This window comes from Pseudomonas sp. CFBP 13719, assembly GCF_014842095.1.
Lineage (GTDB): Bacteria > Pseudomonadota > Gammaproteobacteria > Pseudomonadales > Pseudomonadaceae > Aquipseudomonas.
Genome location: NZ_JACYVB010000006.1, coordinates 75,783 through 101,933, shown reverse-complemented (window position 1 = coordinate 101,933; position 26,151 = coordinate 75,783). Strand labels below are relative to the sequence as shown.

Annotated in this window: 22 protein-coding genes and 2 pseudogenes; all 24 read left to right on the top strand. The window is 62.7% G+C overall.

Annotated elements, in window-relative coordinates; all coding sequences use genetic code 11:
• Window positions 1-31 precede the first annotated feature (31 nt).
• The gene (flgH, locus tag IFT57_RS18680) at window positions 32-727 is read left to right on the top strand and encodes a flagellar basal body L-ring protein FlgH (RefSeq protein WP_043186005.1); all 696 of its coding nucleotides are present in this window, start codon (window positions 32-34) and stop codon (window positions 725-727) included.
• A gap of 12 nt (window positions 728-739) precedes the next feature.
• Window positions 740-1,849, top strand: a complete 1,110-nt coding sequence (locus tag IFT57_RS18675) for a flagellar basal body P-ring protein FlgI (protein WP_122475937.1) — start codon at window positions 740-742, stop codon at window positions 1,847-1,849.
• An 11-nt stretch (window positions 1,850-1,860) separates the two neighbouring features.
• Window positions 1,861-2,391, top strand: a pseudogene (locus IFT57_RS27310) (rod-binding protein); the annotation flags it as partial.
• Window positions 2,371-3,063: a flagellar assembly peptidoglycan hydrolase FlgJ gene (flgJ, locus tag IFT57_RS27305; protein WP_446731216.1), complete on the top strand. Its 693-nt coding sequence runs from the start codon at window positions 2,371-2,373 to the stop codon at window positions 3,061-3,063. The pseudogene IFT57_RS27310 and the gene flgJ, both read left to right, overlap by 21 nt.
• An 11-nt stretch (window positions 3,064-3,074) precedes the next feature.
• Window positions 3,075-5,117, top strand: coding sequence for a flagellar hook-associated protein FlgK (gene flgK / locus IFT57_RS18665; protein WP_122794841.1), 2,043 nt, complete (start codon window positions 3,075-3,077; stop codon window positions 5,115-5,117).
• 13 nt (window positions 5,118-5,130) lie between these two features.
• Window positions 5,131-6,714 (top strand): flagellar hook-associated protein 3, encoded by a 1,584-nt coding sequence (locus IFT57_RS18660; protein WP_192152283.1) that lies wholly within the window; start codon window positions 5,131-5,133, stop codon window positions 6,712-6,714.
• Window positions 6,715-6,984: 270 nt separating this feature from the next.
• Window positions 6,985-7,906: pseudogene (locus tag IFT57_RS18655) on the top strand (ketoacyl-ACP synthase III); the annotation flags it as partial.
• 935 nt (window positions 7,907-8,841) lie between these two features.
• A complete protein-coding gene (locus tag IFT57_RS18650; protein ID WP_192152282.1) occupies window positions 8,842-10,281 on the top strand; it encodes a flagellin in 1,440 nt (479 codons plus the stop codon).
• A 72-nt stretch (window positions 10,282-10,353) separates the two neighbouring features.
• Window positions 10,354-10,704, top strand: coding sequence for a flagellar protein FlaG (locus IFT57_RS18645; protein WP_192152281.1), 351 nt, complete (start codon window positions 10,354-10,356; stop codon window positions 10,702-10,704).
• A gap of 80 nt (window positions 10,705-10,784) precedes the next feature.
• Window positions 10,785-12,239: a flagellar filament capping protein FliD gene (gene fliD / locus IFT57_RS18640; RefSeq protein WP_192152280.1), complete on the top strand. Its 1,455-nt coding sequence runs from the start codon at window positions 10,785-10,787 to the stop codon at window positions 12,237-12,239.
• A gap of 204 nt (window positions 12,240-12,443) precedes the next feature.
• Window positions 12,444-12,851 carry a flagellar export chaperone FliS gene (gene fliS, locus IFT57_RS18635; protein WP_122794837.1) on the top strand — a complete coding sequence of 136 codons (408 nt, stop codon included), beginning with the start codon at window positions 12,444-12,446 and terminating at the stop codon, window positions 12,849-12,851.
• A gap of 10 nt (window positions 12,852-12,861) precedes the next feature.
• The gene (locus tag IFT57_RS18630; RefSeq protein ID WP_122713710.1) at window positions 12,862-13,155 is read left to right on the top strand and encodes a flagellar protein FliT; all 294 of its coding nucleotides are present in this window, start codon (window positions 12,862-12,864) and stop codon (window positions 13,153-13,155) included.
• Between the two features lie 151 nt (window positions 13,156-13,306).
• Window positions 13,307-14,788 (top strand): sigma-54 dependent transcriptional regulator, encoded by a 1,482-nt coding sequence (locus tag IFT57_RS18625; RefSeq protein WP_122713709.1) that lies wholly within the window; start codon window positions 13,307-13,309, stop codon window positions 14,786-14,788.
• 258 nt (window positions 14,789-15,046) lie between these two features.
• Entirely contained in the window at window positions 15,047-16,231 is a 1,185-nt protein-coding gene (locus IFT57_RS18620; RefSeq protein ID WP_244657384.1) for a sensor histidine kinase, read from the top strand.
• Window positions 16,228-17,637 carry a sigma-54-dependent transcriptional regulator gene (locus IFT57_RS18615; RefSeq protein WP_192152278.1) on the top strand — a complete coding sequence of 470 codons (1,410 nt, stop codon included), beginning with the start codon at window positions 16,228-16,230 and terminating at the stop codon, window positions 17,635-17,637. Before IFT57_RS18620 ends, IFT57_RS18615 begins: the two co-directional genes overlap by 4 nt.
• A 151-nt stretch (window positions 17,638-17,788) precedes the next feature.
• On the top strand, window positions 17,789-18,115 hold the full coding sequence (gene fliE, locus IFT57_RS18610; RefSeq protein ID WP_122794834.1) for a flagellar hook-basal body complex protein FliE: 327 nt from the start codon (window positions 17,789-17,791) through the stop codon (window positions 18,113-18,115).
• Between the two features lie 14 nt (window positions 18,116-18,129).
• Window positions 18,130-19,917 (top strand): flagellar basal-body MS-ring/collar protein FliF, encoded by a 1,788-nt coding sequence (fliF, locus tag IFT57_RS18605; protein WP_192152277.1) that lies wholly within the window; start codon window positions 18,130-18,132, stop codon window positions 19,915-19,917.
• Window positions 19,910-20,929 carry a flagellar motor switch protein FliG gene (gene fliG, locus IFT57_RS18600; protein WP_043193255.1) on the top strand — a complete coding sequence of 340 codons (1,020 nt, stop codon included), beginning with the start codon at window positions 19,910-19,912 and terminating at the stop codon, window positions 20,927-20,929. Before fliF ends, fliG begins: the two co-directional genes overlap by 8 nt.
• Window positions 20,930-21,028: 99 nt before the next feature.
• Window positions 21,029-21,796, top strand: a complete 768-nt coding sequence (fliH, locus tag IFT57_RS18595) for a flagellar assembly protein FliH (protein WP_192152276.1) — start codon at window positions 21,029-21,031, stop codon at window positions 21,794-21,796.
• Window positions 21,786-23,144: a flagellar protein export ATPase FliI gene (gene fliI, locus IFT57_RS18590; protein ID WP_122475911.1), complete on the top strand. Its 1,359-nt coding sequence runs from the start codon at window positions 21,786-21,788 to the stop codon at window positions 23,142-23,144. Before fliH ends, fliI begins: the two co-directional genes overlap by 11 nt.
• 6 nt (window positions 23,145-23,150) lie before the next feature.
• Window positions 23,151-23,600 carry a flagellar export protein FliJ gene (fliJ, locus tag IFT57_RS18585; protein ID WP_122713703.1) on the top strand — a complete coding sequence of 150 codons (450 nt, stop codon included), beginning with the start codon at window positions 23,151-23,153 and terminating at the stop codon, window positions 23,598-23,600.
• An 84-nt stretch (window positions 23,601-23,684) separates the two neighbouring features.
• Entirely contained in the window at window positions 23,685-24,008 is a 324-nt protein-coding gene (locus tag IFT57_RS18580; protein ID WP_122794832.1) for an STAS domain-containing protein, read from the top strand.
• Window positions 24,008-25,717, top strand: coding sequence for a fused response regulator/phosphatase (locus IFT57_RS18575; protein WP_192152275.1), 1,710 nt, complete (start codon window positions 24,008-24,010; stop codon window positions 25,715-25,717). Before IFT57_RS18580 ends, IFT57_RS18575 begins: the two co-directional genes overlap by 1 nt.
• A gap of 84 nt (window positions 25,718-25,801) precedes the next feature.
• On the top strand, window positions 25,802-26,146 hold the full coding sequence (locus tag IFT57_RS18570) for an Hpt domain-containing protein (protein WP_446731215.1): 345 nt from the start codon (window positions 25,802-25,804) through the stop codon (window positions 26,144-26,146).
• Window positions 26,147-26,151: the final 5 nt, after the last annotated feature.

Below are 26,151 nucleotides of genomic sequence, written 5' to 3'. Positions count from 1 at the left end.
CGTGCGCCGGCTACACCGTGAGGTCTGTGTCATGCGTCGTGTCTCGATTGTTCTTGCCCTGAGTGGAATGGCCTTGCTGACCGGTTGCGTCGCGCCGCCGGCCAAGCCCAACGACCCGTACTACGCCCCGGTGCTGCCGCGCACACCGATGCCTGCCGCCGCCAACAACGGCTCCATCTACCAGGCCGGCTTCGAACAAAACCTGTACAGCGACCGCAAGGCGTTCCGCGTGGGCGACATCATCACCATTACCCTCAACGAGCGGACCAGTGCCAGCAAGAGCGCCAACTCCAAGGTCGGCAAGGACAGCAACAACAGCCTGGGCCTGACCTCGCTGTTCGGTGCGGGTGTCAACACCAACAACCCACTGGGCAGTGGCGACCTGAGCCTCAACGCAGGCTACAGCGGCACCCGCGCCACCAACGGCACCGCGGCAGCAGCGCAGAACAACAGCCTGACCGGTTCGGTCACGGTCACGGTGGCCGACGTGCTGCCCAACGGCATCATCTCGGTCCGCGGCGAGAAGTGGATGACGCTCAACACCGGCGAAGAGCTGGTGCGCATTTCCGGCCTGGTCCGCGCCGATGACATCGCCACCGACAACACCGTGTCTTCGACGCGGGTAGCCGATGCGCGCATCACCTATTCGGGCACCGGGTCGTTTGCCGAGGCCAGTCAGCCGGGGTGGTTCGACCGGTTCTTCGCCAGCCCACTGTTTCCTTTCTGAGTGCGCCCGTCCATGCTCAACTTCAAACACCTGATCGCCGCTGCCCTGCTGTTGTCCGCCGCGTTCGGCGTTCAGGCCGAGCGCCTCAAGGACATCGCCAGCATTTCCGGCGTGCGCACCAACCAGCTGATCGGCTACGGCCTGGTCGTGGGCCTCAACGGTACCGGCGACCAGACCACGCAAACGCCGTTCACCCTGCAGACCTTCAACAACATGCTTTCCCAGTTCGGCATCAAGGTGCCACCGGGCTCGGGCAACGTGCAGCTCAAGAACGTCGCTGCCGTGTCGATCCATGCCGACCTGCCAGCGTTCGCCAAGCCGGGGCAGGTGGTCGATATCACCGTGTCGTCCATCGGCAACTCGAAAAGCCTGCGCGGTGGCAGCCTGTTGATGACCCCGCTCAAGGGTATCGACGGCAACGTCTACGCCATCGCCCAAGGCAACCTGGTCGTCGGTGGTTTTGACGCCGAAGGCCGCGATGGGTCGAAAATCACCGTCAATGTGCCGTCGGCAGGACGGATTCCTGGCGGTGCCAGCGTCGAGCGTGCCGTGCCCAGTGGCTTCAATCAGGGCAACAGCCTGACGCTGAACCTCAACCGCTCGGACTTCACGACCGCCAAGCACATCGTCGACAAGATCAACGAGCTTCTTGGCCCGGGAGTTGCACAGGCTATTGACGGGGGCTCGGTGCGCGTCACTGCACCGGTCGACCCCAGCCAGCGCGTGGACTACCTGTCGATCCTCGAGAACCTCGATGTCGACGTAGGGCAGGCGGTGGCCAAGGTGATCATCAATTCGCGCACCGGCACCATCGTGATTGGCCAGAACGTCAAGGTATCGCCTGCGGCAGTGACCCACGGCAGCCTGACGGTGACCATCACCGAAGATCCGATCGTCAGCCAGCCAGGGCCTTTGTCCGGTGGCGAAACGGCGGTGGTGCCACGTTCTCGGGTCAGCGCCCAGCAGGAAGCCAAACCGATGTTCAAGTTTGGCCCTGGCACCACGCTCGACGAGATCGTCCGCGCGGTCAACCAGGTGGGGGCTGCGCCCGGTGACTTGATGGCCATTCTCGAAGCCCTGAAACAGGCCGGCGCATTGCAGGCCGACCTGATCGTGATTTGAGGTAACAGCTGATGGAAATGCCGAATGGCGGAGTATCGGGAACACGGGATTCGGGGGCTTACACAGACCTCAATCGCCTGAGCTCGTTGAAAGTCGGGGATCGCGACAGCGAGGCCAACCTGCGCAAGGTGGCCCAGGAATTCGAGTCGCTGTTCCTCGGTGAAATGCTCAAGTCCATGCGGTCGGCAAATGACGTGTTGGCCAAGGACAACCCGCTGAACACCGAAACCACCAAGCAGTACCAGTCGATGTACGACCAGCAGCTGTCCGTGACCCTCTCCAAGGAGGGTGGCGGCATCGGCCTGCAGGACGTGCTCATGCGCCAGTTGTCCAAGACCAAGGGCGTGGCCCGTGCCGGCGCGAATCCGTTCGCCCATGCCGACAACAGCCTCAACAAGCCGCTGGGCGCCACTCGCGACGCCTCGGCCGATGCCAAGGCCGCCGGCAGCGTTGGTCACAACGACATGGCCTTGCTCAACCAGCGTAGGCTGTCGTTGCCGAGCAAGCTTGCCGACCGTCTGGTGGCCGGCATCGTGCCCTCGGCGGCCACCGAAGCAGGGGCTGCCAGTGGCAGCAAGAACCTCATCAACGTTGCGGCCGATGCACCGCTCAACAGCCTGGCCAAGACCGTGCGCAGCGGCGCTGCGGTCGAGGGCAGCAGCCTGGCGAAGAGCGTCGCCCAGCCGCCCCTGGCCCCGGCCAAGCGCGCGTTTGCCTCGTCCGACGAGTTCATCGCGACCATGCTGCCCATGGCCGAAAAAGCCGCTGCGCGCATCGGTGTCGATCCCAAGGTGCTGGTCGCCCAGGCGGCGCTGGAAACCGGCTGGGGCAAATCGATCATGCGCGCCGACGACGGCAGCAGCAGCCACAACCTGTTCGGCATCAAGGCCACCGGCAACTGGAAGGGCGAGAACGCCCGCGCGATCACCAGCGAATTCCGTGACGGCCAGATGGTCAAGGAAACCGCCGATTTCCGCTCATACACCTCGTACGAAGACAGCTTCCACGACCTGGTCAGCCTGTTGCAGAACAACGATCGCTACCAGGGCGTGGTCAAGTCCGCGGACAACCCCGAACAATTCGTCAAGGAACTGCAGAAGGCCGGCTACGCCACCGACCCGAACTACGCCAGCAAGATCTCTTCGATCGCCAAGCAGATGCAAGGCTATGAGACCTACGCTCGCAGCAGCACCAGCGCTACCACGAATCTATAAGGTTTGAACCCATGTCGAATCTGATCTCCATTGGGCTGTCCGGTCTGGCGTCCAGCCAGGCATCCCTGGCGACCACCGGTAACAACATCGCCAACGTCGCGACTGCGGGCTATTCCCGGCAGTCGGTGGTGAACACTGCCAGTGGCTTGCAGAACATCGGCGTGGGCTATCTGGGCACCGGCACCACGATCTCCGACGTGCGCCGTATCTACAGCAGCTATATGGATACCCAACTGCAGACCAGCACTGCGTTGAGCAACGACGCGAGCGCGTACAGCACCCAGATCAACAGCATCGACAAACTGCTGTCCGATGGCAGCACGGGTATCAGCGCCGTGCTCAGCAGCTTCTTTTCCGCCGTGCAGACTGCAGCGGCGAACCCGAGCGATACCTCGTCGCGGCAACTGCTGCTGACCCAGGCGCAAACCCTGAGCAATCGCTTCAATTCGATTTCGTCGCAGTTCAGCCAGCAGAACGACAGCATCAATGCGTCGTTGACCACCTTGACCGGCCAGGTGAACAAGCTGAGCGGCAACATCGCCGAGCTCAACCGGCAGATCACCGAGATGTCGGGCACCGGTTCCACGCCCAACAGCCTGCTCGATGCGCGCAACGAAAACGTTCGCCAGCTCAACGAACTGGTCGGTGTCAGCGTGCAGCAGCGCGACGGCAACTACGATGTCTACCTGGGCTCGGGGCAGTCGCTGGTGACCGGCAGCTCGGCCAATTCGCTGGTGGCAACCCCCGGCGTGGCCGACAAGAGCCAGTATGGCCTGACCATCCAGTACCAGGGCTACAGCACCGACGTGACCTCGGTCACCACCGGCGGCGAGATCGGCGGCCTGCTGCGCTTTCGCAGCGATGCCCTGAACCCGGCAATCAACGAGCTGGGGCGCACCGCCATTGTCGTGAGCGACACCCTGAACAGCCAGTTGGGCAGGGGTATCGACCTCAACGGTGACTTCGGTTCGTCGGTGTTCGCCAGCATCAACAGCGCCACCGCAACCGCCAACCGCAGTCTGGCGGCGTCCACCAACAGCGCAGGTTCGGGCAACCTGAGCGTTACCGTTGCCGACTCCAGCAAGCTGAGCATCTACGACTACAACGTCAAGTTCAGCAGCACCACCGCCTACAGCGTGACCCGTTCGGACGGCACGTCGATGGGCAGCTTCGACCTGGGCGCCACCCCGGCACCGGTGATCGACGGTGTCACCCTGGGCCTGAACGGCAAGGTTGCCAGCGGCGACAGCTTCGTCGTGACGCCGACGCGCAGCGGCGCGAGCGCTATCACCACCACGCTGACCGATTCGAACAAGCTGGCCTTCGCCGCGCCGCTCACCGGCACGGCGACCGTCGGCAACTCGGGCACCGGCACCTTTACCCAGCCGGTGCTGGGCAGCAAGCTGGACATCTACAGTGGCACGGCCCTGAGCCAGTTGCAGAGCGGCATTGAAACCTCGTCGCCGGTCAAACTGGTGTTCGGCAAGACCACCGACGGCGCGCAGAGCTACAGTCTGTTCAACGCGTCAGGCACCAGTATCGGCAGCGGTACCATCGTGCCTGGCCAAAGCAACAACCTGAGCCTGACCGTGCCCGTGGTGGGTGCCGACGGCAAGCCCGTCAACGGCGCCGACGGCAAGCAGCTCACCTTCAGTTTCGACACCACCGTGGGCGGCACGCCTGCGGTCAATGACAGCTACACCGTGTCGTTCAATGCCGATGGCAAATCCGACAACCGCAATGCCACGCAACTGCTGGCGTTGCAGACCAAGGCCACGGTTGGGGCTACAGCGGGCAACCCCGGCATGAGCTTCACCAGTGCCTACGCGTCGCTCGTGGAGCGGGTTGGCGCCAAGGCCAGCCAGGCCACCGTCGACACCAAGGCCACCGGTGCCGTGCTGACCCAGGCCAAGACCAACCGCGACTCGGTATCGGGTGTCAACCTGGACGACGAAGCCGCCTCCCTGGTGAAGTTCCAGCAGTACTACACGGCGTCCTCGCAGATCATCAAGGCTGCGCAGGAAACATTCAGCGTCCTGATCAACGCCCTCTAAGGAATAGTCGACCATGCGAATTTCCACTTCTCAGTACTTCGAGACCAGCGCGACCGGCTATTCCAAGAATTTCTCGGACACCGCCAAGACCCAGGCGCAGATCAGCTCGGGCAACCGCATTCAGAGCGCCGGTGACGATCCGGTCGGCGCCGCCAAGCTGTTGCAACTGCAGCAGCAGAGCACCTTGCTGACCCAGTACAGCGGCAACATGACCAGCGTCACCAACTCGCTGACCCAGGAAGAGAGTGTGCTCGACAGCATCACCACGGCCTTGCAGCGCGCGCAGGAATTGACCATCCAGGCCGGTAACGGCGGCCTGAGCGATGCCGACCGCACCTCGATCGCCAGCGAAATCGGCGAGATCGAAAAGAACGTTCTTGGCCTGCTCAACACCAAGGACGCCAACGGCCAGTACATGTTCTCCGGTTCCAAGACCAGCACGCCGCCCTATGTGCAGAACAGCGACGGCAGCTATACCTACCAGGGCGACCAGACCCAGCTCAGCCTGCAGGTGTCCGATACCCTGCAACTGGCAACCAACGACACCGGCTACGGCATCCTGGAAACGGCGGTGAACACCAGCCGCACGCAGACCACCATGACCGCACCGGTGGTCGACGACGGCCTGGTGACCGTGTCCGATGGCCGTCTCGAGTCGCTGACTACCTACAACAAGGCGTTCACCGACGGCCAGCCGTACAAGCTGACGTTCACCAGCAGCACCCAGTTCACCCTCACCAACAGCAAGAACCAGGATGTGACCTCGCAGGTCACTGGCAACGGCACCTTCGACCCGAAGGCCGACGGTGGTACCACTATCAGCCTGTACGGTGTGGAATTCGACATCGACGTGGCGGCCAAGCAGAGCGCGCTGGGCACCGTTGCCGATGCCGACATGGCAGGGCGCACGTTCAGCCTGGGCAGCAAGCCGGACAGCATCAGTTCCACCCGCAGCGCAGCCAACACCTCGACCGCGCAGCTGACCAGTGCGAACGTGGTCGATACCGAGCGCTATTCCGCAGCTTTCCCGGCTGGCGGGGCAGTGATCAAGTTCACCAGCGACAGCGAATTCGAGGTCTACGCCCAACCGCTGACCGATTCCAGCCAAGCCATCGGCAAGGGTGCAGTGGTTGCCGGTGCCGCTGGCAGCTCGATCACGGCGGCGGGGGTCACCTTCAATATTTCGGGCCAAGCTGGCGCCGGCGACAGCTTCAGTGTCAATGCGAACAGCCACAAGACTCAGAACGTGCTGGATACGCTGCACCAGCTCAAGTCCGCTTTGGAGATACCGGTGACCGACGCCAAGTCTGCGCTGGCATTGAAGAACGCCACCGACTCGGCGTTGGGCAACCTGGCCAGCGCCAACGAGAACATCGACATCTCCCGAGGGCAGATCGGTGCGCGGCTCAACTCGCTGGCTATCCAGAACGACGAGAACGTCAGCCTGGCGTTGGCCAACAAGAGCACGCAGTCGGCGATTTCCGACACCGACTTCGCCACTGCATCGGTGACCTTGAGTCTGCAACAGACCATGCTGCAGGCTTCGCAGCTGGCCTTCGCGAAGATCTCCCAGCTGAGTCTGTTCAACAAACTCTGATCGGCGGGGCGCAGGCCCCGTCTACCACAACCCCGCCGCGCGCCATTTCCTACCGCCTATGGCACAATACCCGTGTGACCAATGGGTCGAATCGTGCATCTTCACACTTATGTATTGCCAGGCCGCTGAATCAGTGGCCTGCAGCTGCTTCGTTTCTGGCAGCAGTGGCGCCGTCTTACCTGGGCCGACGCCGCCCGACACCCTTTTCGATGGCATTGCGCAAACGCTCCGCGTAATGGCCTCCAGCTACCTTTGTATTGGGAAGCCACAATGATTGGCATAAAAAGCATCGCGAGTTACGTGCCTGCCGAAGGCCTGGACAACTACGCCCAAGGTGCCAAATTCGCCAAGGATGAAGATTTCATCATCGGCAAGATCGGTTCGGCCTTCCTGCCGCGCAAGTCCGACGACCAGGAAACCTCCGACCTCTGCGTGGAAGCGGCCAACGCCTTGTTCGCCAGCAATCCGCAGCTGTCCCGCGAATCCATCGACGCTTTGATCGTCGTCACCCAGAACGGGGACGAGGAGGGCTTGCCACACACTGCCGCCATCGTGCAGGACAAGCTCGGCCTGTCGACCAACGTTGCAGCGTTCGACATCAGCCTGGGTTGCTCGGGCTATGTCTATGGCATCTATGCGCTCAAGGGTTTCATGGAAGCGGCTGGTTTGAAGAACGGCCTGCTGATCACCGCCGACCCGTACTCGAAGATCGTCGACCCCGAGGATCGCAACACCACCATGCTGTTCGGCGACGCGGCCACCGCCACCTGGATGGGTGAGGACGCGCCCTGGCAGCTGGGCAAGGCCAAGTTCGGTACCGACGGTTCCGGCGCCCCGCACCTGAAGGTCACCGATGGCGTGTTCTTCATGAACGGTCGTCAGGTGTTCAACTTCGCTCTGCTGAAAGTCCCGGCGCATCTGCACGAATTGCTCGATGAGTCGGGCCTGACCAGTGCCGACGTCGACGCCTACTGCATCCACCAGGGCAGTGCGGCAATCGTCGATGCCGTGGCCCGGCGTTTCGAAGAAGAGCCGGAGAAGTTCATCAAGGACATGGTCGAAACCGGCAACACGGTGTCCAGCAGTATCCCGCTGCTGCTGGAAAAGCACATTCTGGACTCCGCCTGGAAGCGCGTCGCCCTGAGCGGCTTCGGTGTCGGCCTGTCGTGGGGCTCGGCCCTCATCTACCGCCNTCGCGGCCACTGACCGCTCCTACGGCATACGACAATCTCCGTAGGAGCGGTCTTCGGCCGCGAAGCAGGCAACGCGGTGCATCAGCCAATCCGCGTCGCCCTTTTCGCGGCCGCTGACCGCTCCTACGGTATACGGCAACCTTTGTAGGAGCGGTCTTCGGCCGCGAAGCAGGCACCGCGCTGCATCAGCCAATCCGCGTCGCCCTTTTCGCGGCCGCTGACCGCTCCTACGGTATACGGCAACCTTTGTAGGAGCGGTCTTCGGCCGCGAAGCAGGCACCGCGGTGCATCAGCCATTCCGCGTCGCCCTTTTCGCGGCCGCTGACCGCTCCTACGGCATACGACAATCTCCGTAGGAGCGGTCTTTGGCCGCGAAGCAGGCAACGCGGTGCATCAGCCAATCCGCGTCGCCCTTTTCGCGGCCGCTGACCGCTCCTACGGTATACGGCAACCTTTGTAGGAGCGGTCTTCGGCCGCGAAGCAGGCACCGCGCTGCATCAGCCAATCCGCGTCGCCCTTTTCGCGGCCGCTGACCGCTCCTACGGTATACGGCAACCTTTGTAGGAGCGGTCTTCGGCCGCGAAGCAGGCACCGCGCTGCATCAGCCAATCCGCGTCGCCCTTTTCGCGGCCGCTGACCGCTCCTGCAGGACCACGCTGAAGAGCCACCGCGACCGTTGATCCGTTGACGCCAGAAATTCGCGCTATCGCTGTCCATTCCCCTCAAGTTCCCCCTTCCTCGGACGAAACAGTTATCAAGAGAGATCAAGCCAACGCTTGCTTTTTCCGGCTACAGCGGCTTGAAGGCGAAAAAACATTGCAATCGCCCTCAAGCAAAGCGCTGAACCGACGATAACTACTACGAAGGTTCTCTAGGCCACACCCGGCGCTCGCCAGGGCCGGAAGCCACAGCTAACAACCCCGAGGAATTTGTCATGGCCTTATCCGTAAACACCAACACCGCTTCCTTGACCGTTCAGAAAAACCTGAACAAGGCTTCCGATGCGCTGAGCACCTCGATGACCCGTCTTTCCTCGGGCCTGAAAATCAACAGCGCCAAGGACGACGCCGCCGGCCTGCAGATCTCCAACCGTCTGACCAGCCAGATCAACGGCCTGTCGGTCGCAGTGAAGAACGCCAACGACGGTATCTCCATCGCCCAGACCGCTGAAGGCGCGATGCAGGAATCCACCAACATCCTGCAGCGTATGCGTGAACTGGCCCTGCAGTCGGCGAACGGTTCGAACAGCACCGACGACCGCACCTCGCTGCAGTCCGAGTACACCCAGCTGACTTCGGAACTGACCCGTATTGCCAACACCACCACCTTCGGTGGTCGTAACCTGGTCGACGGCTCGTTCGGTTCCACGGCGTTCCAGATCGGTGCCAACGCCAATGAAACCATCAACGTAACGTTGGGCGATGTGTCTGCCAACGCTATCGGTTCCCAGCAGGTCAAGAGCGTCGGCGTGCCTGTATCGGCTACCGGTGTTGCAGGCGGCGCAATCAAGGTTACCGGCGGCGGCACCACTGCAGATGTCACCATCGCTGCAAAAGCCTCGGCCAAGACCATCGCAGGTCAACTGAATGGTGCAGTGCCTGGTCTTACTGCCAGGGCAAGCACTGAGGCGTCCTTCACTGTAGATGCAGCTGCCAAGACTGCACCCGCGACTTTCACCATGAAAGTTGGTGATAGCGCAGCGGTGAGCATGGTCGGTGTGACCGATACAGCTTCGTTGGCCGATCAGTTGAACTCGAACGCTGCCAAACTGGGTATCAGCGTCAGCTACGACAGCAAGGCCGGCACTCTTTCGGTCAAGTCTGATACTGGTGAGAACATCGTATTCGGTGTAGATACAGTGGCGGGGACTGGCGCAGGCAATGTGAAAGTGGCTACCAAAGACGCCAAAGGTGATCTCGGGACAGCTGTTGCCGTGACCGATGCGTTTATTGCCACCGGTGCAGTCTCGCTCGATTCGGCAAAAGGTTATTCGGTCGCTGGTGCTGGTGTGGAAGGTCTGTTCGCGGCTACCGGTACGACCAGCGCAGCCTCTGAACTGACCTCGGTCAGCAAAACCGACATCACCACTGCGTTCAACGCTCAGAACGCAATCGCTGCACTGGACAAGGCCATCTCCAACATCGACGCCCAGCGCGCCGACTTGGGTGCGGTGCAAAACCGTTTCGACAGCACTGTGTCGAACCTGCAGAGCATCTCCGAGAACTCCTCGGCCGCTCGTAGCCGTATCCAGGACGCCGACTTCGCTTCGGAAACCGCCGAGCTGACCAAGCAGCAAACTCTGCAGCAGGCATCCACCGCGATCCTGTCCCAGGCCAACCAGCTGCCATCGTCCGTACTGAAGCTGCTTCAGTAATACGGCCCCTGGCTGACTGACGGAAGGGTGCCCACGCACCCTTCCGTTTTTTGATTTTCGGGGTGATCAAACATGGACATGAGCGTTACTGCAAGATTGCCTCTTGCCGCCACGTCAGCGCCAGCGCCAGCGAGCGCCGCCTCCCTGCCTGCACGGCAGGTCAAGCAGGATGAACCCGCGGTCGAGTCGGTGACTCCCGAGCGGGCCGAATTGGAACAAGCGGTGAAGGACCTTCAGGCGCACGTGAATACCGCGCAGCGCAACCTGGAATTCTCCATCGACGACTCGACGCATGCCGTCGTGGTCAAGGTCATCGCTACGGACAGCGGTGAAATCATTCGTCAGTTGCCAACCGAGGCCGCGCTCAAGTTGGCGCAGAGCCTGGCAGACGGTCGCAGCGGTCTGCTCGACGCGACCATCTGAGCTGGCACGAAAAATGTAGCTGGGTGTGCTTGGGGCGGTATCCGTCAAAAACACGCCTGACTCGATTCTAGGAGATACCGATGGCTACTGTTTCCTCCACTACCGGCACAACCGCCGCCACCACGACTGCCAGTACTTCAAGCACCACTACCTCAAGCACCAGCGGCGCGATCAAGTCCAGCGGCGTGGGCACGGGTATCGACACCGATGCCATCGTCAAGGCCTTGGTGAATGCCGAGAAAGCGCCCAAGCAAAAGCAGATCGATACCCAGACGCTGACCACCACCACCACCTTGACCGCCGTTGGCACTGTCAAGAGCTCGCTGGAAACTTATCGGGCCGCCGTCGCGGCAATGAACAAGGCCTCGGCGTTCAGCGGCTTGACCGGTGCCTCGTCCAACGACAAGGCGGCTTCGGTGACCGTGACCGATTCCGCCTCCGACGGTACCTACTCGCTTGAAGTGACGACCTTGGCCACCGCTTCGAAGATTTCTTCCGGCGTCTACGCCGACAAGAGCGAAGCCGTGGTCAATGCTACGTCTTCCGCCCAGACCTTGACGATCACTCAGTCATTCAAAGACAGCAAGATCAGCATTCCGGCGGGTGCGACGTTGGCGCAGACCCGCGATCTCATCAACACCCAGCTGGTCGGTCGCGGTATCAGTGCCAACATCCTCACCGACGCCAGTGGCTCGCGCCTGGTCCTGAGTTCGTCGACCACCGGCAAGGGTACCGAGATTTCCATGACCGCCGATGCGGGCAGCGGCCTCGACAAGCTGACTGCCTCCACCACTGTGAACGAGCCCACCAATGCGACGTACAAGATCGACGGCATCGAGATGGAGTCGTCGACCAACACGGTCGCCGCGGCTATCAGCGGCGTGTCAATCAAACTGTTGGAAGCAGGGGCCGCCAAGACGACCATCTCGGTCAGCACCAACACTGACACTCTGAAAAAAGCCACCACTGGCTTCGTCGATGCCTACAACGCGCTGATGACCCAGCTCAACACCCTGACCAAGGTCAGCACCGGGGCCGACGGCACGACCAGTGGGGGAGGGCTGACCGGTGACTCCACCGTGCGTCACCTGATCCAGTCGATGCGCAACGAGTTAGTCTCCTCCTCGGGCTCGAGCAAGCTGACCCTGTCGCACTTCGGGATCAACACCGACCAAAAGACCGGTCTGCTGGCAATGGATGACGCCAAGTGGAACACGGCCATGGCCGATCCCGCCAACGTGGCGGCCATTCAGGACATGTTTACCGGTAAGGACGGTCTGCTTTCGCGGATGACCACCGCGACCGACTCCTATGCGGTGAAAGGCGGCATTCTTGCCTCGCGTTCGGATTCGCTCTCCGGCACGCTGACCAAACTGACCGAGCAACAGCAGGCTCTGGACCGCCGGATCAAGAACCTGACGGACACCTTGAATGCCAAGTACACCGCCATGGACACCCTCGTCGCGCAGCTCAACGCCACCAGCAAGAGCATCATGACCACGCTCAACGCGCTGAACAAAGCCGACAGCGATTGACGTGAAATGCAACCCAAAGGGCCCGGTCATGCCGGGCCTTTGCTTATCCGTCATTTGCACGAACGCCTCCATATCGACGGCGTTCTCTGTCTGATATCACGTTACTTCGCATATTCCCTTGGCCTCGCTAAAGTTTTCCCCACCCGCGACGACATAGTAACCAAGCGATACAACATCAAATCATGTGTTACGAGGTCCGCCGCAATGAACGCCATGAGAGCGCTGAGCCAATACCAGAAGGTCGATTCCCATGCCCAGACATCCGAAGCCACGCCGCATCGGCTGGTGCAGATGCTGATGCAGGGCAGTCTCGATCGCATGGCCCAGGCCAAGGGTGCGCTGAGCCGCGGTCAGGTGTCGCAGAAGGGCGAGATGCTTGGCAAGGCCGTGGCGATCATCGGCGGCCTGCGCCAGGGGCTGGACGCGAGCAGAACGGCGAATGAGCAGTCCATCAAGGACCTCGACGACCTGTACGCCTACATGTCCGGCCGCCTCACCGAAGCCAACATCAAGAACGACCCGCAACTGATCGACGAAGTCGCCCGACTGATGATCACCGTCAAGAGCGGCTGGGACGCCATCGCCAGCCACGAATCGGCACAGCCGGCCTGAGGAGTTTGCCATGAGTGCACTACAGCGGATTCAGCAGACTCGTCACGCCCTGGTAGACGCCATGCAGGCAGGCGATTGGGACGCGATAGGCGTTCTGGACATCGAATGCCGGGCCTGTGTCGACAGCGTGTTGCAGGAAGTCCCCGAAGACCCATTGCAGTTGCGCAGTCATCTCGAGGATCTGCTCGAGGTCTACCGTCAATTACTCAACGTCACTCGATTAGCGCGTCAGTCAGTTGTCGACGAAATGTCACAGTTCACCCAAGCGAAGAACGCTGCAAAGGTTTACCATCTGTTCCGCTGACAGCCATTGCGCCATAAATTTGACTAAGTCGATTTTTTTGCCTTTACTAGTGGCTGTTACGATTCGTCTGGCGTCTGTTAGCTGAAACCATGGCCAAAAACGTCGAAAGCGCCCCTTCGGGCTTCGAGTTGACTAGGGAAGTTGCTATTGCATGTGGCGTGAAACCAAAATTCTGCTGATCGATGACGATAGCGTTCGCCGCCGGGATCTGGCGGTCATCCTTAACTTTCTTGGCGAAGAAAACCTGGCCTGTGGCAGCGGTGACTGGCAGATGTCGGTCGATGCGCTGTCGTCCAGCCGCGAGGTGCTCTGCGTCCTGGTGGGGGAGGTGTCTTCGGGCAACCTTGCCGGCCTGCTGAAGACGCTCGCCAACTGGGACGAGTTCCTGCCCGTCCTTCTGCTGGGCGAACCCGGTGCCGTCGAGCTGCCAGACGACCTGCGTCGTCGCGTGCTGTCGCACCTGGAGATGCCGCCCAGCTACAGCAAGCTGCTCGATTCGCTGCACCGTGCCCAGGTCTATCGCGAGATGTACGACCAGGCCCGCGAACGCGGCCGTCAGCGCGAACCCAACCTGTTCCGCAGCCTGGTGGGCACCAGCCGTGCCATCCAGCACGTGCGGCAGATGATGCAGCAAGTGGCCGATACCGATGCCAGCGTGCTGATCCTCGGCGAATCAGGCACCGGCAAGGAAGTGGTCGCGCGCAACCTGCACTACCATTCCAAGCGTCGCGATGCGCCGTTCGTGCCGGTCAACTGCGGCGCCATTCCGGCCGAGCTGCTCGAAAGCGAGCTGTTCGGTCACGAGAAGGGCGCCTTCACCGGAGCGATCACCAGCCGCGCCGGCCGCTTCGAGTTGGCCAACGGCGGCACCCTGTTCCTCGACGAAATCGGCGATATGCCGTTGCCGATGCAGGTCAAACTGCTGCGGGTGTTACAGGAACGGACATTCGAGCGCGTGGGCAGCAACAAGACCCAGAGCATCGATGTGCGCATCATTGCGGCCACGCACAAGAACCTGGAAAGCATGATCGAGGTCGGCACGTTCCGTGAAGACCTGTATTACCGCCTGAACGTGTTCCCCATCGAGATGGCTCCGCTGCGCGAGCGCGTGGAAGACATCCCGTTGCTGATGAACGAGCTGATCTCGCGCATGGAGCATGAAAAGCGTGGGTCGATCCGCTTCAACTCGGCCGCCATCATGTCGCTTTGCCGCCATGGCTGGCCGGGCAACGTGCGTGAACTGGCCAACCTGGTCGAGCGCATGGCGATCATGCATCCGTACGGCGTGATCGGCGTGGTCGAGTTGCCGAAGAAATTCCGCTACGTCGACGACGAAGACGAACAACTGGTCGACAGCCTGCGCAGCGATCTGGAAGAGCGCGTGGCAATCAACGGCCATACGCCCGACTTCGCTTCCAGCGCCATGCTCCCGCCCGAGGGGCTCGACCTCAAGGACTACCTGGGTGGCCTGGAGCAGGGCCTGATTCAGCAGGCGCTGGACGATGCCAACGGTATCGTCGCGCGCGCCGCGGAACGTCTGCGCATCCGCCGTACCACCCTGGTGGAGAAGATGCGCAAGTACGGCATGAGCCGGCGCGAAGGCGAGGGCGAAGAGCAACAGGCAGACGATTGACGCCTGAGGCTCGACCGGCCGCTGCCTTTCCGGCAGCGGCCATGCTTCATGCAACATCTGCCGTTTCCGGCAAAGCGCGCCAAGCACTTGAACTCCCACACTTTCCCTGTCCCATTCGAATGTTCCTCGCGGTGCTTGCAGCCCGCAAGGTTTCATCCGGCACGGCTATTGCTTTTGTCCCTTTCACGATACCGTTTTTGACGGTGAGCCAAGTGAGAGAGACCCATGCCACAGGCCGCTAGCCAGCCGTCCGCGCCCATGCCCCGCAGCGACGCTTCTGTGTCCGTAGGGCCAGCCGACAACCGCCAGGGGTTGGACCAGGCCTTCGCGCTGTTCGACCAGATGTCCGACCGCTTGAGCGACTCCTACAGCCTGCTTGAGGCACGTGTGGCATCGCTCAAGGGTGAGCTGGAAGTGGTCAGCGCCCAGCGCCTGGCCGAACTGGCGGAAAAGGAACGGCTTGCCAATCGCCTGCAGAACCTGCTCGATCTGTTGCCCGGCGGCGTCATCGTCATCGATGGACAGGGTCGCGTGCGCGAAGCCAACCCGGCAGCCGCGCAAATGCTGGGTGAGCCTCTGGCAGGCGAACTGTGGCGCGAGGTGATCGTCCGCAGTTTCGCGCCCCGCCGCGACGATGGTCATGAGATCTCCTTGAACGATGGGCGGCGTCTGTCGATTTCCACCCGCTCGCTGGACGCCGAGCCTGGCCAATTGGTACTGCTCACCGATCTGACCGAAACCCGTCGTCTGCAGAGCGAAGTGGCGCGCAGCGAACGCCTGTCGTCACTGGGCCGGATGATGGCCTCGCTGGCTCATCAGATACGCACGCCGCTATCAGCAGCGCTGTTGTACGCCAGTCACCTGACCGACAAGCCACTGCCGGTGCAGACCCAGCAGCGCTTCGCTGGCCGCCTCAAGGAGCGTCTGCACGAATTGGAAAACCAGGTTCGCGACATGCTGGTGTTCGCCCGCGGCGAGCTGCCGCTGTCCGATCGCCTCACGCCCCGGCAGTTGTTGCAGGCCCTGCAGGCTGCCGCTCAGCCCCACGTGCAGAACGTTGCCGTGCGTTGGCAATGCGACAGCCATGCCGGCGAGTTGCTGTGCAACAAGGACACCTTGGTGGGCGCGGTACTCAACCTGCTCGACAACGCCATCCAGGCCAGCGCCGGCGAGGCACGGCTCAAGGTCCATCTGTATGCGCGCGACGACACCCTGCGCCTGTGCGTCAGTGACGACGGGCCCGGCATGGCCCCGGCAACGCTGGCGCGGCTGGGTGAGCCGTTCTTCACCACCAAGCCCACCGGTACCGGGCTTGGCCTGTCGGTGGTCAAGGCCGTGGCAAGGGCCCATCAAGGCGAGTTGATGCTGCGCTCCACGCTTGGCCGCGGCAGCTGCGCCACCTTGACCCTGCCACTGGTGGCCCTGCAGGAGCGTGCGCCATGAGCATCAAGGTGCTGTTGGTCGAGGACGATCGTGCCTTGCGCGAGGCGCTGGGCGATACGCTGGAGCTGGGTGGCTTCGAATTCGAGGCGGTGAGCTGTGCCGAGGAAGCGTTGCTGGCGGTGGCGCGCGAGCCCTTCGGGATTGTCGTCAGCGACGTCAACATGCCCGGTATCGATGGGCATCAGTTGCTTGCCAGGCTGCGCGCCCGGCAGCCACAACTGCCGGTGTTGCTGATGACGGCCCATGGCGCCGTCGAGCGCGCGGTGGATGCCATGCGCCAAGGTGCGGCGGACTATCTGGTCAAGCCGTTCGAGCCGCGCGCGCTGCTAGACCTGGTGACCCGGCATGGCCGCGGCCTGATCCCGGCCGGTACCGATCACGGCCCGGTCGCACTGGAGCCGGCCAGCCTGGCCTTGCTCGAGCTGGCGGCGCGGGTCGCACGCAGTGATTCCACGGTGCTGATATCCGGTGAATCGGGCACCGGCAAGGAAGTGCTGGCGCGCTACATTCATCAGCAGTCGCGGCGGGCAGAACAGGCGTTCGTCGCCATCAACTGTGCGGCGATTCCCGACAACATGCTCGAAGCCACGCTGTTTGGTCACGAGAAGGGTGCGTTCACCGGCGCTGTCGCGGCGCAGGCAGGCAAGTTCGAGCAGGCCGATGGCGGCACCTTGCTGCTCGATGAAATTTCCGAGATGCCGCTGGGCCTGCAGGCCAAGCTGTTGCGCGTGTTGCAGGAGCGTGAGGTCGAGCGCGTCGGCGCGCGCAAGCCGATTGCCCTGGACATACGTGTCATCGCCACCACCAACCGCAACCTGGCGGCGGACGTGGCGGCAGGGCGTTTTCGCGAGGACCTGTTCTATCGCCTTTCGGTCTTCCCGCTGGCCTGGACACCTCTGCGCGAGCGCCGCGCCGATATCCTGCCGCTGGCGCGACGCTTGTTGGCTCGCCACGTCGACAAGATGAAGCATGCGCCTGTGCGTTTCTCGCCGCAGGCCGAACAGTCTCTGCTCGATCATCCGTGGCCGGGCAACGTTCGCGAGCTGGACAACGCCATCCAGCGCGCCTTGATCCTGCAGCACGGCGGCCTGATCCAGGCCGCCGACTTCTGCCTGGCCGGGCCTGCAGGCGCGGCGCCGTTGCCGCCGTTGAGCCTGGTGGTGCAAGCCCGTGCCCCGGCACTGCCGCTGGAAACCCAGGCGCCGGTCGGGCTGCCGGCCGGCGCGCTGGAGGACGATCTGCGCCGTCGTGAATTCGAGATGATCATTGATACCCTGCGCAGCGAGCGCGGCCGCCGCAAGGAAGCCGCCGAGCGGCTGGGCATCAGCCCGCGGACCCTGCGCTACAAGCTGGCGCAGATGCGCGATGCCGGAATGGACGTGGAGGCCAGCCTGTTCGCTTCTTGAATGAGGCGCGCTGACTGGCAGCCGCTGTGGCAATTCGTCGCCATCGATCTGTTTCGCAAGCCTTCGACTGCAACTGGCACCCTCCTTGCTAATACCTCTGTAGTGAATGCAGCAGTGTCAAAAAAACGCAGGTCGTCGCAGAGGGTCACCCATGAGCCAAGGTATTGAATTCAACCGCTTGATGCTGGACATGCGCGCCATGCAGGCGGACGCCATGGCCAAGCCTGCGGCGGTTGCGGCGCCGGAAGTCGGCGCCAGCAGCTTTGCCGACATGCTCGGCGGCGCCATCAACAAGGTCGCCGACGTGCAGGGTGCTTCCAGCCAACTGGCCACGGCTTTCGAGATCGGCAAGAGCGGCGTCGACCTCACCGATGTGATGATCGCCTCGCAGAAAGCCAGCGTCTCGTTCCAGGCCTTGACCCAAGTGCGCAACAAGCTGGTCCAGGCATACCAAGACATCATGCAGATGCCGGTCTGAGGACGAATTGAGTCATGGCTGAAGCGACCACCGATAACCTCCCTGCCAAGAGCGGCAACAAATCGCCGCTCATGGGCTTGTCTGTCCTGCAGAATCTGTCGCAGATGACCATGTTGCGTCAGGTCGGCCTGTTGGTTGGCCTGGCCGCGAGCGTTGCAATCGGCTTTGCCGTGGTGCTCTGGTCGCAGCAACCCGACTACCGGCCGCTGTACGGCAGCCTGGCGGGCATGGACACCAAGCAGGTGATCGACACCCTGACCACGGCCAACATTCCCTATACCGTGGAGCCCAACTCCGGCGCCTTGCTGGTCAAGGCCGACGACCAGTCACGCGCGCGCATCGCCCTGGCCTCGGCTGGTGTTGCACCCAGCGACGGCAACGTCGGCTACGAGTCGCTCGACAAGGAACAAGGCCTGGGCACCAGCCAGTTCATGGAAACTGCGCGCTACCGCCGCAGCCTGGAAGGCGAGCTGGCCCGCACCATCGGCAGCTTGAACAATATCCGCGCCGCGCGCGTGCACCTGGCCATCCCGAAGAGCTCGGTGTTCGTCCGTGACGAGCGCAAGCCGACGGCCTCGGTGCTGGTGGAAATGTACCCCAACCGTACCCTGGATGCCGGCCAGGTGGCGGCCATCGTCAATCTGGTAGCGACCAGCGTGCCGGAACTGAACAAGTCCAACGTGTCGGTCGTCGACCAGAAGGGCACCCTGCTGTCGGCGCAGCTGGAAGACAACGCGTTGACCATGGCCGGCAAGCAGTACGACTACAGTCGCCGCATGGAAAGCATGCTGACCCAGCGTGTGCACAACATACTGCAACCGGTGGTGGGCAGTGATCGGTTCAAGGCCGAAGTGTCGGCAGACCTGGACTTCAGCGCGGTCGAGTCGACCTCCGAGCAGTTCAACCCGGACCAGCCGGCACTACGCAGCGAGCAGTCCACCAGCGAACAGCGTTCCAGCGGTTCGGGCCCATCGGGTGTGCCCGGCGCTTTGAGCAACCAGCCACCGGGTCCGGCCACTGCACCGCAGAATGCCGCCCAGGGTCAGGCAGCTGCCGGCGCGATCCAGCCAGGCCAACCGCTGCTGGACGCCAATGGTCAGCAGATCATGGACCCGGCCACCGGCCAGCCGATGCTGGCGCCTTATCCAGCCGACAAGCGCCAGCAGTCGACCAAGAACTTCGAGCTTGACCGCTCCATCAGCCACACCAAGCAGCAGCAGGGTCGCCTGACCCGGTTGTCGGTCGCCGTGGTGGTCGATGATCAGGCCAAGGTCAACCCGGCCGACGGCACGGTGACCCTGGCACCCTGGAACGCCCAGGAGCTGGCCCGTTTCACGCGTCTGGTACAGGACGCCGTAGGCTTCGATGCCAGCCGGGGCGACAGCGTGACCGTGATCAACGTGCCGTTCGCGCCCAACTCGGCGGAAGTCATCACCGAGCCTGCGTTCTACAAGGAACCCTGGTTCTGGGACATCATGAAACAGGCGCTGGGTGTGCTGTTCATCCTGGTCCTGGTGTTCGGCGTACTGCGCCCGGTGCTGACCAACATCACCGGTGGTGGCAAATCCAAGCCAGGCGATGCCGAACTCGGCGCTGCTGGCGGGCTGGGCGGTGTGGCCGCCCTGGGCATGGACAGCGAGCTGGCCAACGATCGGGTCAGTCTGGGCGGGCCGCAGAGCATTCTGCTGCCCAGCCCGACCGAGGGCTATGACGCCCAACTGAATGCAATCAAGAGTCTTGTGGCCGAAGACCCGGGCCGAGTGGCCCAGGTCGTGAAAGAGTGGATCAATGCCGATGAGTAGTTCACAAGCCGTCACCCCCAAGCTGACCAAGGTCGACAAGGCCGCCATTCTTCTGCTGTCGCTGGGTGAAACCGACGCGGCGCAGGTGCTTCGCCACATGGGGCCCAAAGAGGTCCAGCGCGTGGGCGTGGCCATGGCGCAGATGCGCAACGTGCACCGTGAGCAGGTCGAGCAGGTGATGAGCGAGTTCGTCACCGTGGTCGGTGATCAGACCGGTCTGGGTGTTGGTTCTGATAACTACATCCGCAAGATGCTCACCTCGGCCCTGGGCGAAGACAAGGCCAACGGACTGATCGACCGGATTCTGCTGGGCGGCAACACCAGTGGCCTGGACAGCCTGAAATGGATGGAGCCACGCGCCGTGGCCGACGTCATCCGCTACGAGCATCCGCAGATCCAGTCGATTGTCGTGGCCTACCTTGACCCCGACCAGGCCGGCGAAGTGCTGGCGCATTTCGAGCACAAGGCGCGCCTGGACATCATCCTGCGCGTGTCCTCGCTCAACACCGTACAGCCCGCGGCGCTGAAAGAACTCAACACCATCCTGGAGAAACAGTTCTCCGGCAACTCCAACGCCACGCGGACCACGCTGGGTGGGGTCAAGCGCGCCGCCGACATCATGAACTTCCTCGACAGCTCGTCCGAGGGCCAGTTGATGGATTCCATACGCGAGGTCGACGAAGAACTGTCCGGGCAGATCGAAGACCTGATGTTCGTTTTCAACAATCTCAAGGATGTCGACGATCGCGGCATTCAGGCGTTGCTGCGCGAAGTCTCTTCCGACGTGCTGGTGGTGGCGCTCAAGGGCGCCGACGAAGGCGTGCGCGAGAAGATCTTCAAGAACATGTCCAAGCGCGCGGCCGAGCTGCTGCGCGACGACCTCGAGGCCAAGGGGCCAGTGCGGGTCAGCGACGTCGAGTCGGCGCAGAAGGAAGTCCTCACCATCGCTCGGCGCATGGCCGAGGCGGGTGAAATCGTGCTGGGTGGCAAGGGTGGGGAAGAGATGATCTAATCATCTCTCTCCCGGACCTCTGTCGTGGAGGCTGGCCGCCTTGGGGTGGTCGGCTCCGAGCGACCCCATTTCGCACCCAGGCGCCAGGAATCGCAAGCCATGTCCCGCCCCCCGCAAGAACCCGTCAGTGAACTGATCCGCGCCGTCGATGCGCGCAGCGCCGACCTGTGGGCGTTGCCCAGCTTCGATCCCGAACGGCCTGCCGTCGAGGTGGTGCTGGCCCCGGCGTCGGTCGAGGAGATCGAAGAGGTGCCCCTCGACGAGGTTCAGCCCATCACCCTGGAAGAACTCGAAGCCATTCGCCAGGAAGCCTATAACGAGGGTTTCGCCACAGGCGAGAAAGAAGGCTTCCACAGTACCCAGCTCAAAGTGCGCCAGGAAGCCGAGGCTGCACTGGCCAGCAAGCTCGTGCAGTTCGACCGGCTGTTGGGGCACCTGTTGACGCCCATCGCCGATCAGGACACCCAGATCGAAAAATCCCTGGTCGAACTGGTGGGGCACATCGCCCGACAGGTCATTCGCCGCGAGCTGGTCACCGATTCCAGCCAGATCGAAAAAGTCCTGCGTGAGGCGCTCAAGCTGTTGCCCATGGGTGCCAACAACATCCGTATCTTCATCAATCCCCAGGACTTCGAGCAGATCAAGTCACTGCGGGAGAAGCACGAGGAAAACTGGCGTATCCAGGAAGACGACGCGTTGCAGCCCGGAGGTTGCCGCATCGAAACCGAACACAGTCGCATCGATGCCAGCATGGAGACACGCATTACCCAGGCCATTGCCCAGCTGTTCGACCAATTGCACGAGCAGAACATGCACCCGGCCCCGGCCGACATCACTATCGAGCTGGGTGCGTCCGATGAAGCTTGACCGCACCAGCTTCGGCAAACGCCTGGGCACCTACGAGGCGGCCATCGATCTGCCGCGCCAACCGATCGTCGAAGGGCGCCTGCTGCGCATGGTCGGGCTCACCCTGGAGGCCGAAGGGCTGCGTGCCGCCATGGGCAGTCGCTGTGTGGTGATCAACGATGACAGCGATCAGCCGGTGCAGGTCGAAGCGGAAGTCATGGGCTTTTCCGGCAGCAAGATCTACCTGATGCCGGTGGGCAGCGTGAGCGGCATCGCGCCGGGCGCGCGGGTGGTCCCGGTCGCCGACACTGGCCGCCTGCCCATGGGCATGAGCATGCTCGGACGTATTCTCGACGGCGCCGGGCGCGCGCTGGACGGCAAGGGCGGCATGAAGGCGGAGGACTGGATCCCCATGGACGGTCCCACCATCAACCCGCTCAAGCGTGATCCCATCAGCCAGCCGCTGGATGTCGGCATCCGCAGCATCAATGGCTTGCTGACTGTGGGCCGTGGCCAGCGCCTGGGTCTATTTGCCGGTACCGGTGTGGGCAAGAGTGTGCTGCTGGGCATGATGACGCGCTTCACCGAGGCCGACATCATCGTCGTCGGGCTGATCGGCGAGCGCGGCCGCGAGGTCAAGGAGTTCATCGAACACACCTTGGGCGAGGAGGGCCTGCGTCGTTCGGTGGTAGTGGCATCGCCAGCCGATGAAGCGCCGCTGATGCGTCTGCGCGCGGCCATGTACTGCACCCGCATTGCCGAGTACTTTCGCGACAAGGGCAAGAATGTCCTCCTGCTGATGGACTCGCTGACCCGTTTCGCCCAGGCCCAGCGGGAAATCGCCCTGGCCATCGGCGAGCCACCTGCCACCAAGGGCTATCCGCCCTCTGTTTTCGCCAAGCTGCCCAAGCTGGTCGAGCGGGCCGGCAATGCCGAGGCCGGTGGCGGCTCGATCACCGCGTTCTATACGGTGTTGTCCGAAGGCGACGATCAGCAGGACCCGATCGCCGACTCGGCGCGGGGTGTACTCGACGGCCACATCGTGCTGTCGCGGCGCCTGGCCGAAGAAGGGCATTACCCGGCCATCGATATCGAAGCGTCGATCAGCCGGGTGATGCCCAGCGTGGTCAGCCCTCAGCACCTGGCCCAGGCCCAGCAGTTCAAGCAGCTGTGGTCGCGTTACCAGCAGAGCCGTGACTTGATCAGCGTCGGTGCCTACGTGGCTGGCGGCGATCGCGAGACTGACCTGGCCATTGCCCTTCAGCCGCAACTGGTACGCTATCTGCGCCAGGGGCTGAACGACAATGAAAGCCTGCAGGCCAGCGCCGAGCGCCTGGCGGCAGTGTTCACACCCGTAGCACCGGGGTAAGCGACGATGGCGATGAGTCGTGCCGCCCGCCTGGCGCCCGTGGTGGAAATGGCCGAGAGTACCGAACGCAAGGCTGCGCAGCGGCTGGGGCATTTCCAGGGCCAGGTGAGCCTGGCCGAAGCCAAGTTGGCCGAGCTCGAACGCTTCCGCAACGACTATCAGCAACAGTGGATCAGCAATGGCAGCCGTGGCGTGTCCGGGCAATGGCTGTTGAACTACCAGCGCTTTCTCAACCAGTTGGAAACCGCCGTCGCCCAGCAGAAACAGAGCCTTGCGTGGCATCAGAACAACTTGAACAATGCGCGCGCCACCTGGCAGCAGGCCTATGCTCGAGTGGAAGGGCTGCGCAAGCTGGTGCAGCGCTACATCCTCGAGGCTCGGCAGTTGGAAGACAAGCGGGAGCAGCGTCTGCTCGACGAGTTGTCGCAACGCCTGCCCAGGCACGAGAACTTTTAGCCGGAATTTGTCAGTACCCCGTTGAACGCTCTGCAGAGCGGTGCTACATCTTGCCTGCAAGGCACACCCAAGGAGCATTACTACATGGCTGTAACCCAGAGTTCTGTCACCCAGACCTTCGACGCCGAAAGCAATACCTCATCGGTGGCTATTTCAGGCCGGTTCGATTTCAGCCTGCACCAGCAGTTTCGCGAAGCCTACGAAGACGAGCGTGCCGGCAAGCCCAGCCGTTATGTCATCGACCTGAAGAACACCACCTACATGGACAGCTCGGCGCTGGGCATGCTGCTGTTGCTGCGCGACCATGCCGGTGGCGACAACGCCGACATTGCACTGGTCAATATTTCCCCGGACGTGCGCAAGATCCTGGCGATCTCCAACTTCGACAAGTTGTTCAAGATCTCCTGATGCAGCCGGCCGACGAAGAGGCGCTGACGGTCCTGATCGCCGACGACAACATGACCGACCGCATGCTGCTGTCCAGCATCGTGCGACGTCAGGGCCACGCGGTGATCACGGCCAGCAACGGCCAGGAGGCGGTCGAAGCGTTCCGCCAGCAGCGCCCGCAGCTGGTGCTGCTCGATGCCATGATGCCGGTCATGGACGGCTTCGAGGCCGCGCGTGCCATCAAGCAGCTGGCCGGTGAGGCCTTGGTGCCGATCATTTTCCTGACTTCGCTGACCGAAGAACAGGCACTGGTACGTTGCCTGGACGCCGGTGGCGACGACTTCCTGGCAAAACCCTACAACCAGGTGATCCTGGCCGCCAAGATCAAGGCCATGGATCGCCTGCGCCGTTTGCAGGCCACGGTGCTCGAGCAGCGTGACCTGATCACCCGTCACCATGATTACCTGCTCAACGAGCAGCGCGTGGCCAAGGCGGTATTCGACCAGATCGCGCATTCCGGATGCCTCGACGCGCCCAACGTGCGTTACCTGCAGTCGCCCTACGCGCTGTTCAACGGCGACTTGCTGCTGGCTGCCTACACACCCTCGGGCGACATGCACGTGCTGCTCGGTGATTTCACCGGGCACGGGCTGCCCGCAGCGGTAGGCGCGATGCCCTTGGCCGAGGTGTTCTATGGCATGACGGCGAAGGGCTACGGACTGACCGAAATCCTTCGCGAGATGAACGCCAAGCTCAAGCGGATCCTGCCGGTGGACATGTTCTGCTGCGCCACCATGCTGCGCCTGAGTTTTCAGCATTGCACGGTGGAAGTCTGGAACGGCGGCATGCCCGACGGCTACCTGCATCGCCAGGACGGCTCGGCGCGCGTGGCGCTGGTGTCGCGTCATCTGCCGCTGGGAGTATTGCCGGCCACTCGTTTCGAAGACCAGACCGAGGTCTGGCCGCTGGCGCCGGGCGACCGGGTCCTGCTGCTGTCCGACGGCGTCATCGAAACCAGCAATGCGCAGGAAGTGTCGTTCGGCGTGGAGAGGCTCGAACGCGTCTTCGACACCCACAAGGACCCTGAATCACTCTTCGAAGGCATCCTGCAGGCGCTGCATGATTTCCGCGGCGAATCGCGCGACGATGTGAGCATGGTGCAGTTGGCATTGATCGACGCCGAACGCCAGCCGCCGGCCAGTCTGATCTATTCCGACAGCGGCCAGTCGAGTCCGCTCGACTGGTCGGCCACGTACGAGTTTCGTGCCGACACGTTGCGCCGCTTCAACCCGCTGCCCTACATTCTGCAACTGCTGCAGGAGATTCACGGCCTGCGCGCGCAGAGCGGAGAGCTCTACAGCGTGTTCGCCGAGTTATACTCCAACGCCCTGGAGCACGGTGTCCTGGACCTCGATTCCGCGCTCAAGTGCAATGCCGCCGGGTTCGCCCAGTACTACACGCTGCGCAACAGTCGCCTGGCGGCTTTGGAAGAGGGCTATATACGCATACACTTGCAGGTACGCCCGCACGGGGTCGGCGGGGTCCTGAGAATCGTGGTCGAAGACAGCGGCAAGGGATTCGATGCGAAGCAGGTCCTGGCGAAGCCGCCCAGCGTGCACGGGCTGTCAGGGCGTGGTGTCAATCTGGTCCGCCAGCTGAGCCACAGCGCGGGCTGGTCGGAAGACGGGCGCAGCGCGCATGTCGAATTTACCTGGGAGTCTCAAGCGTAATCGGCTTGATCAAGGAGCGAACAAGTGACTATCGAACACGTTGCAGACGAGCGATTGACAGATGAACAGCTGGCAGACGAACAGCTGCAGAAGCCCCATGCAGATCCTGCGGCCCTCGAGGCCCTGCAGGAAGTCATGGAAGATGAATATCCGCTGTTGCTGGACACCTTCCTGAGCGACTCGCAACTGCGCTTGAACGAACTGCACCGGTCACGCGATCTGGTCGAACTGGGCCATGCTGCACACAGTTTCAAGGGCAGCAGCGGCAACATGGGCGCCTTGCGTTTGGCGCAGCTGTGCAGCGAGCTCGAGCAGTACTGCCGACACGGCGCACTGGACGGCGTCGATGCCCATGTGCAGCGGATCGACCGCGAGTTCGTGCTGGTCCTGCAACTGTATTCGCAAGAGCGCGCGCGCTTTGCGCGTTGAACGTC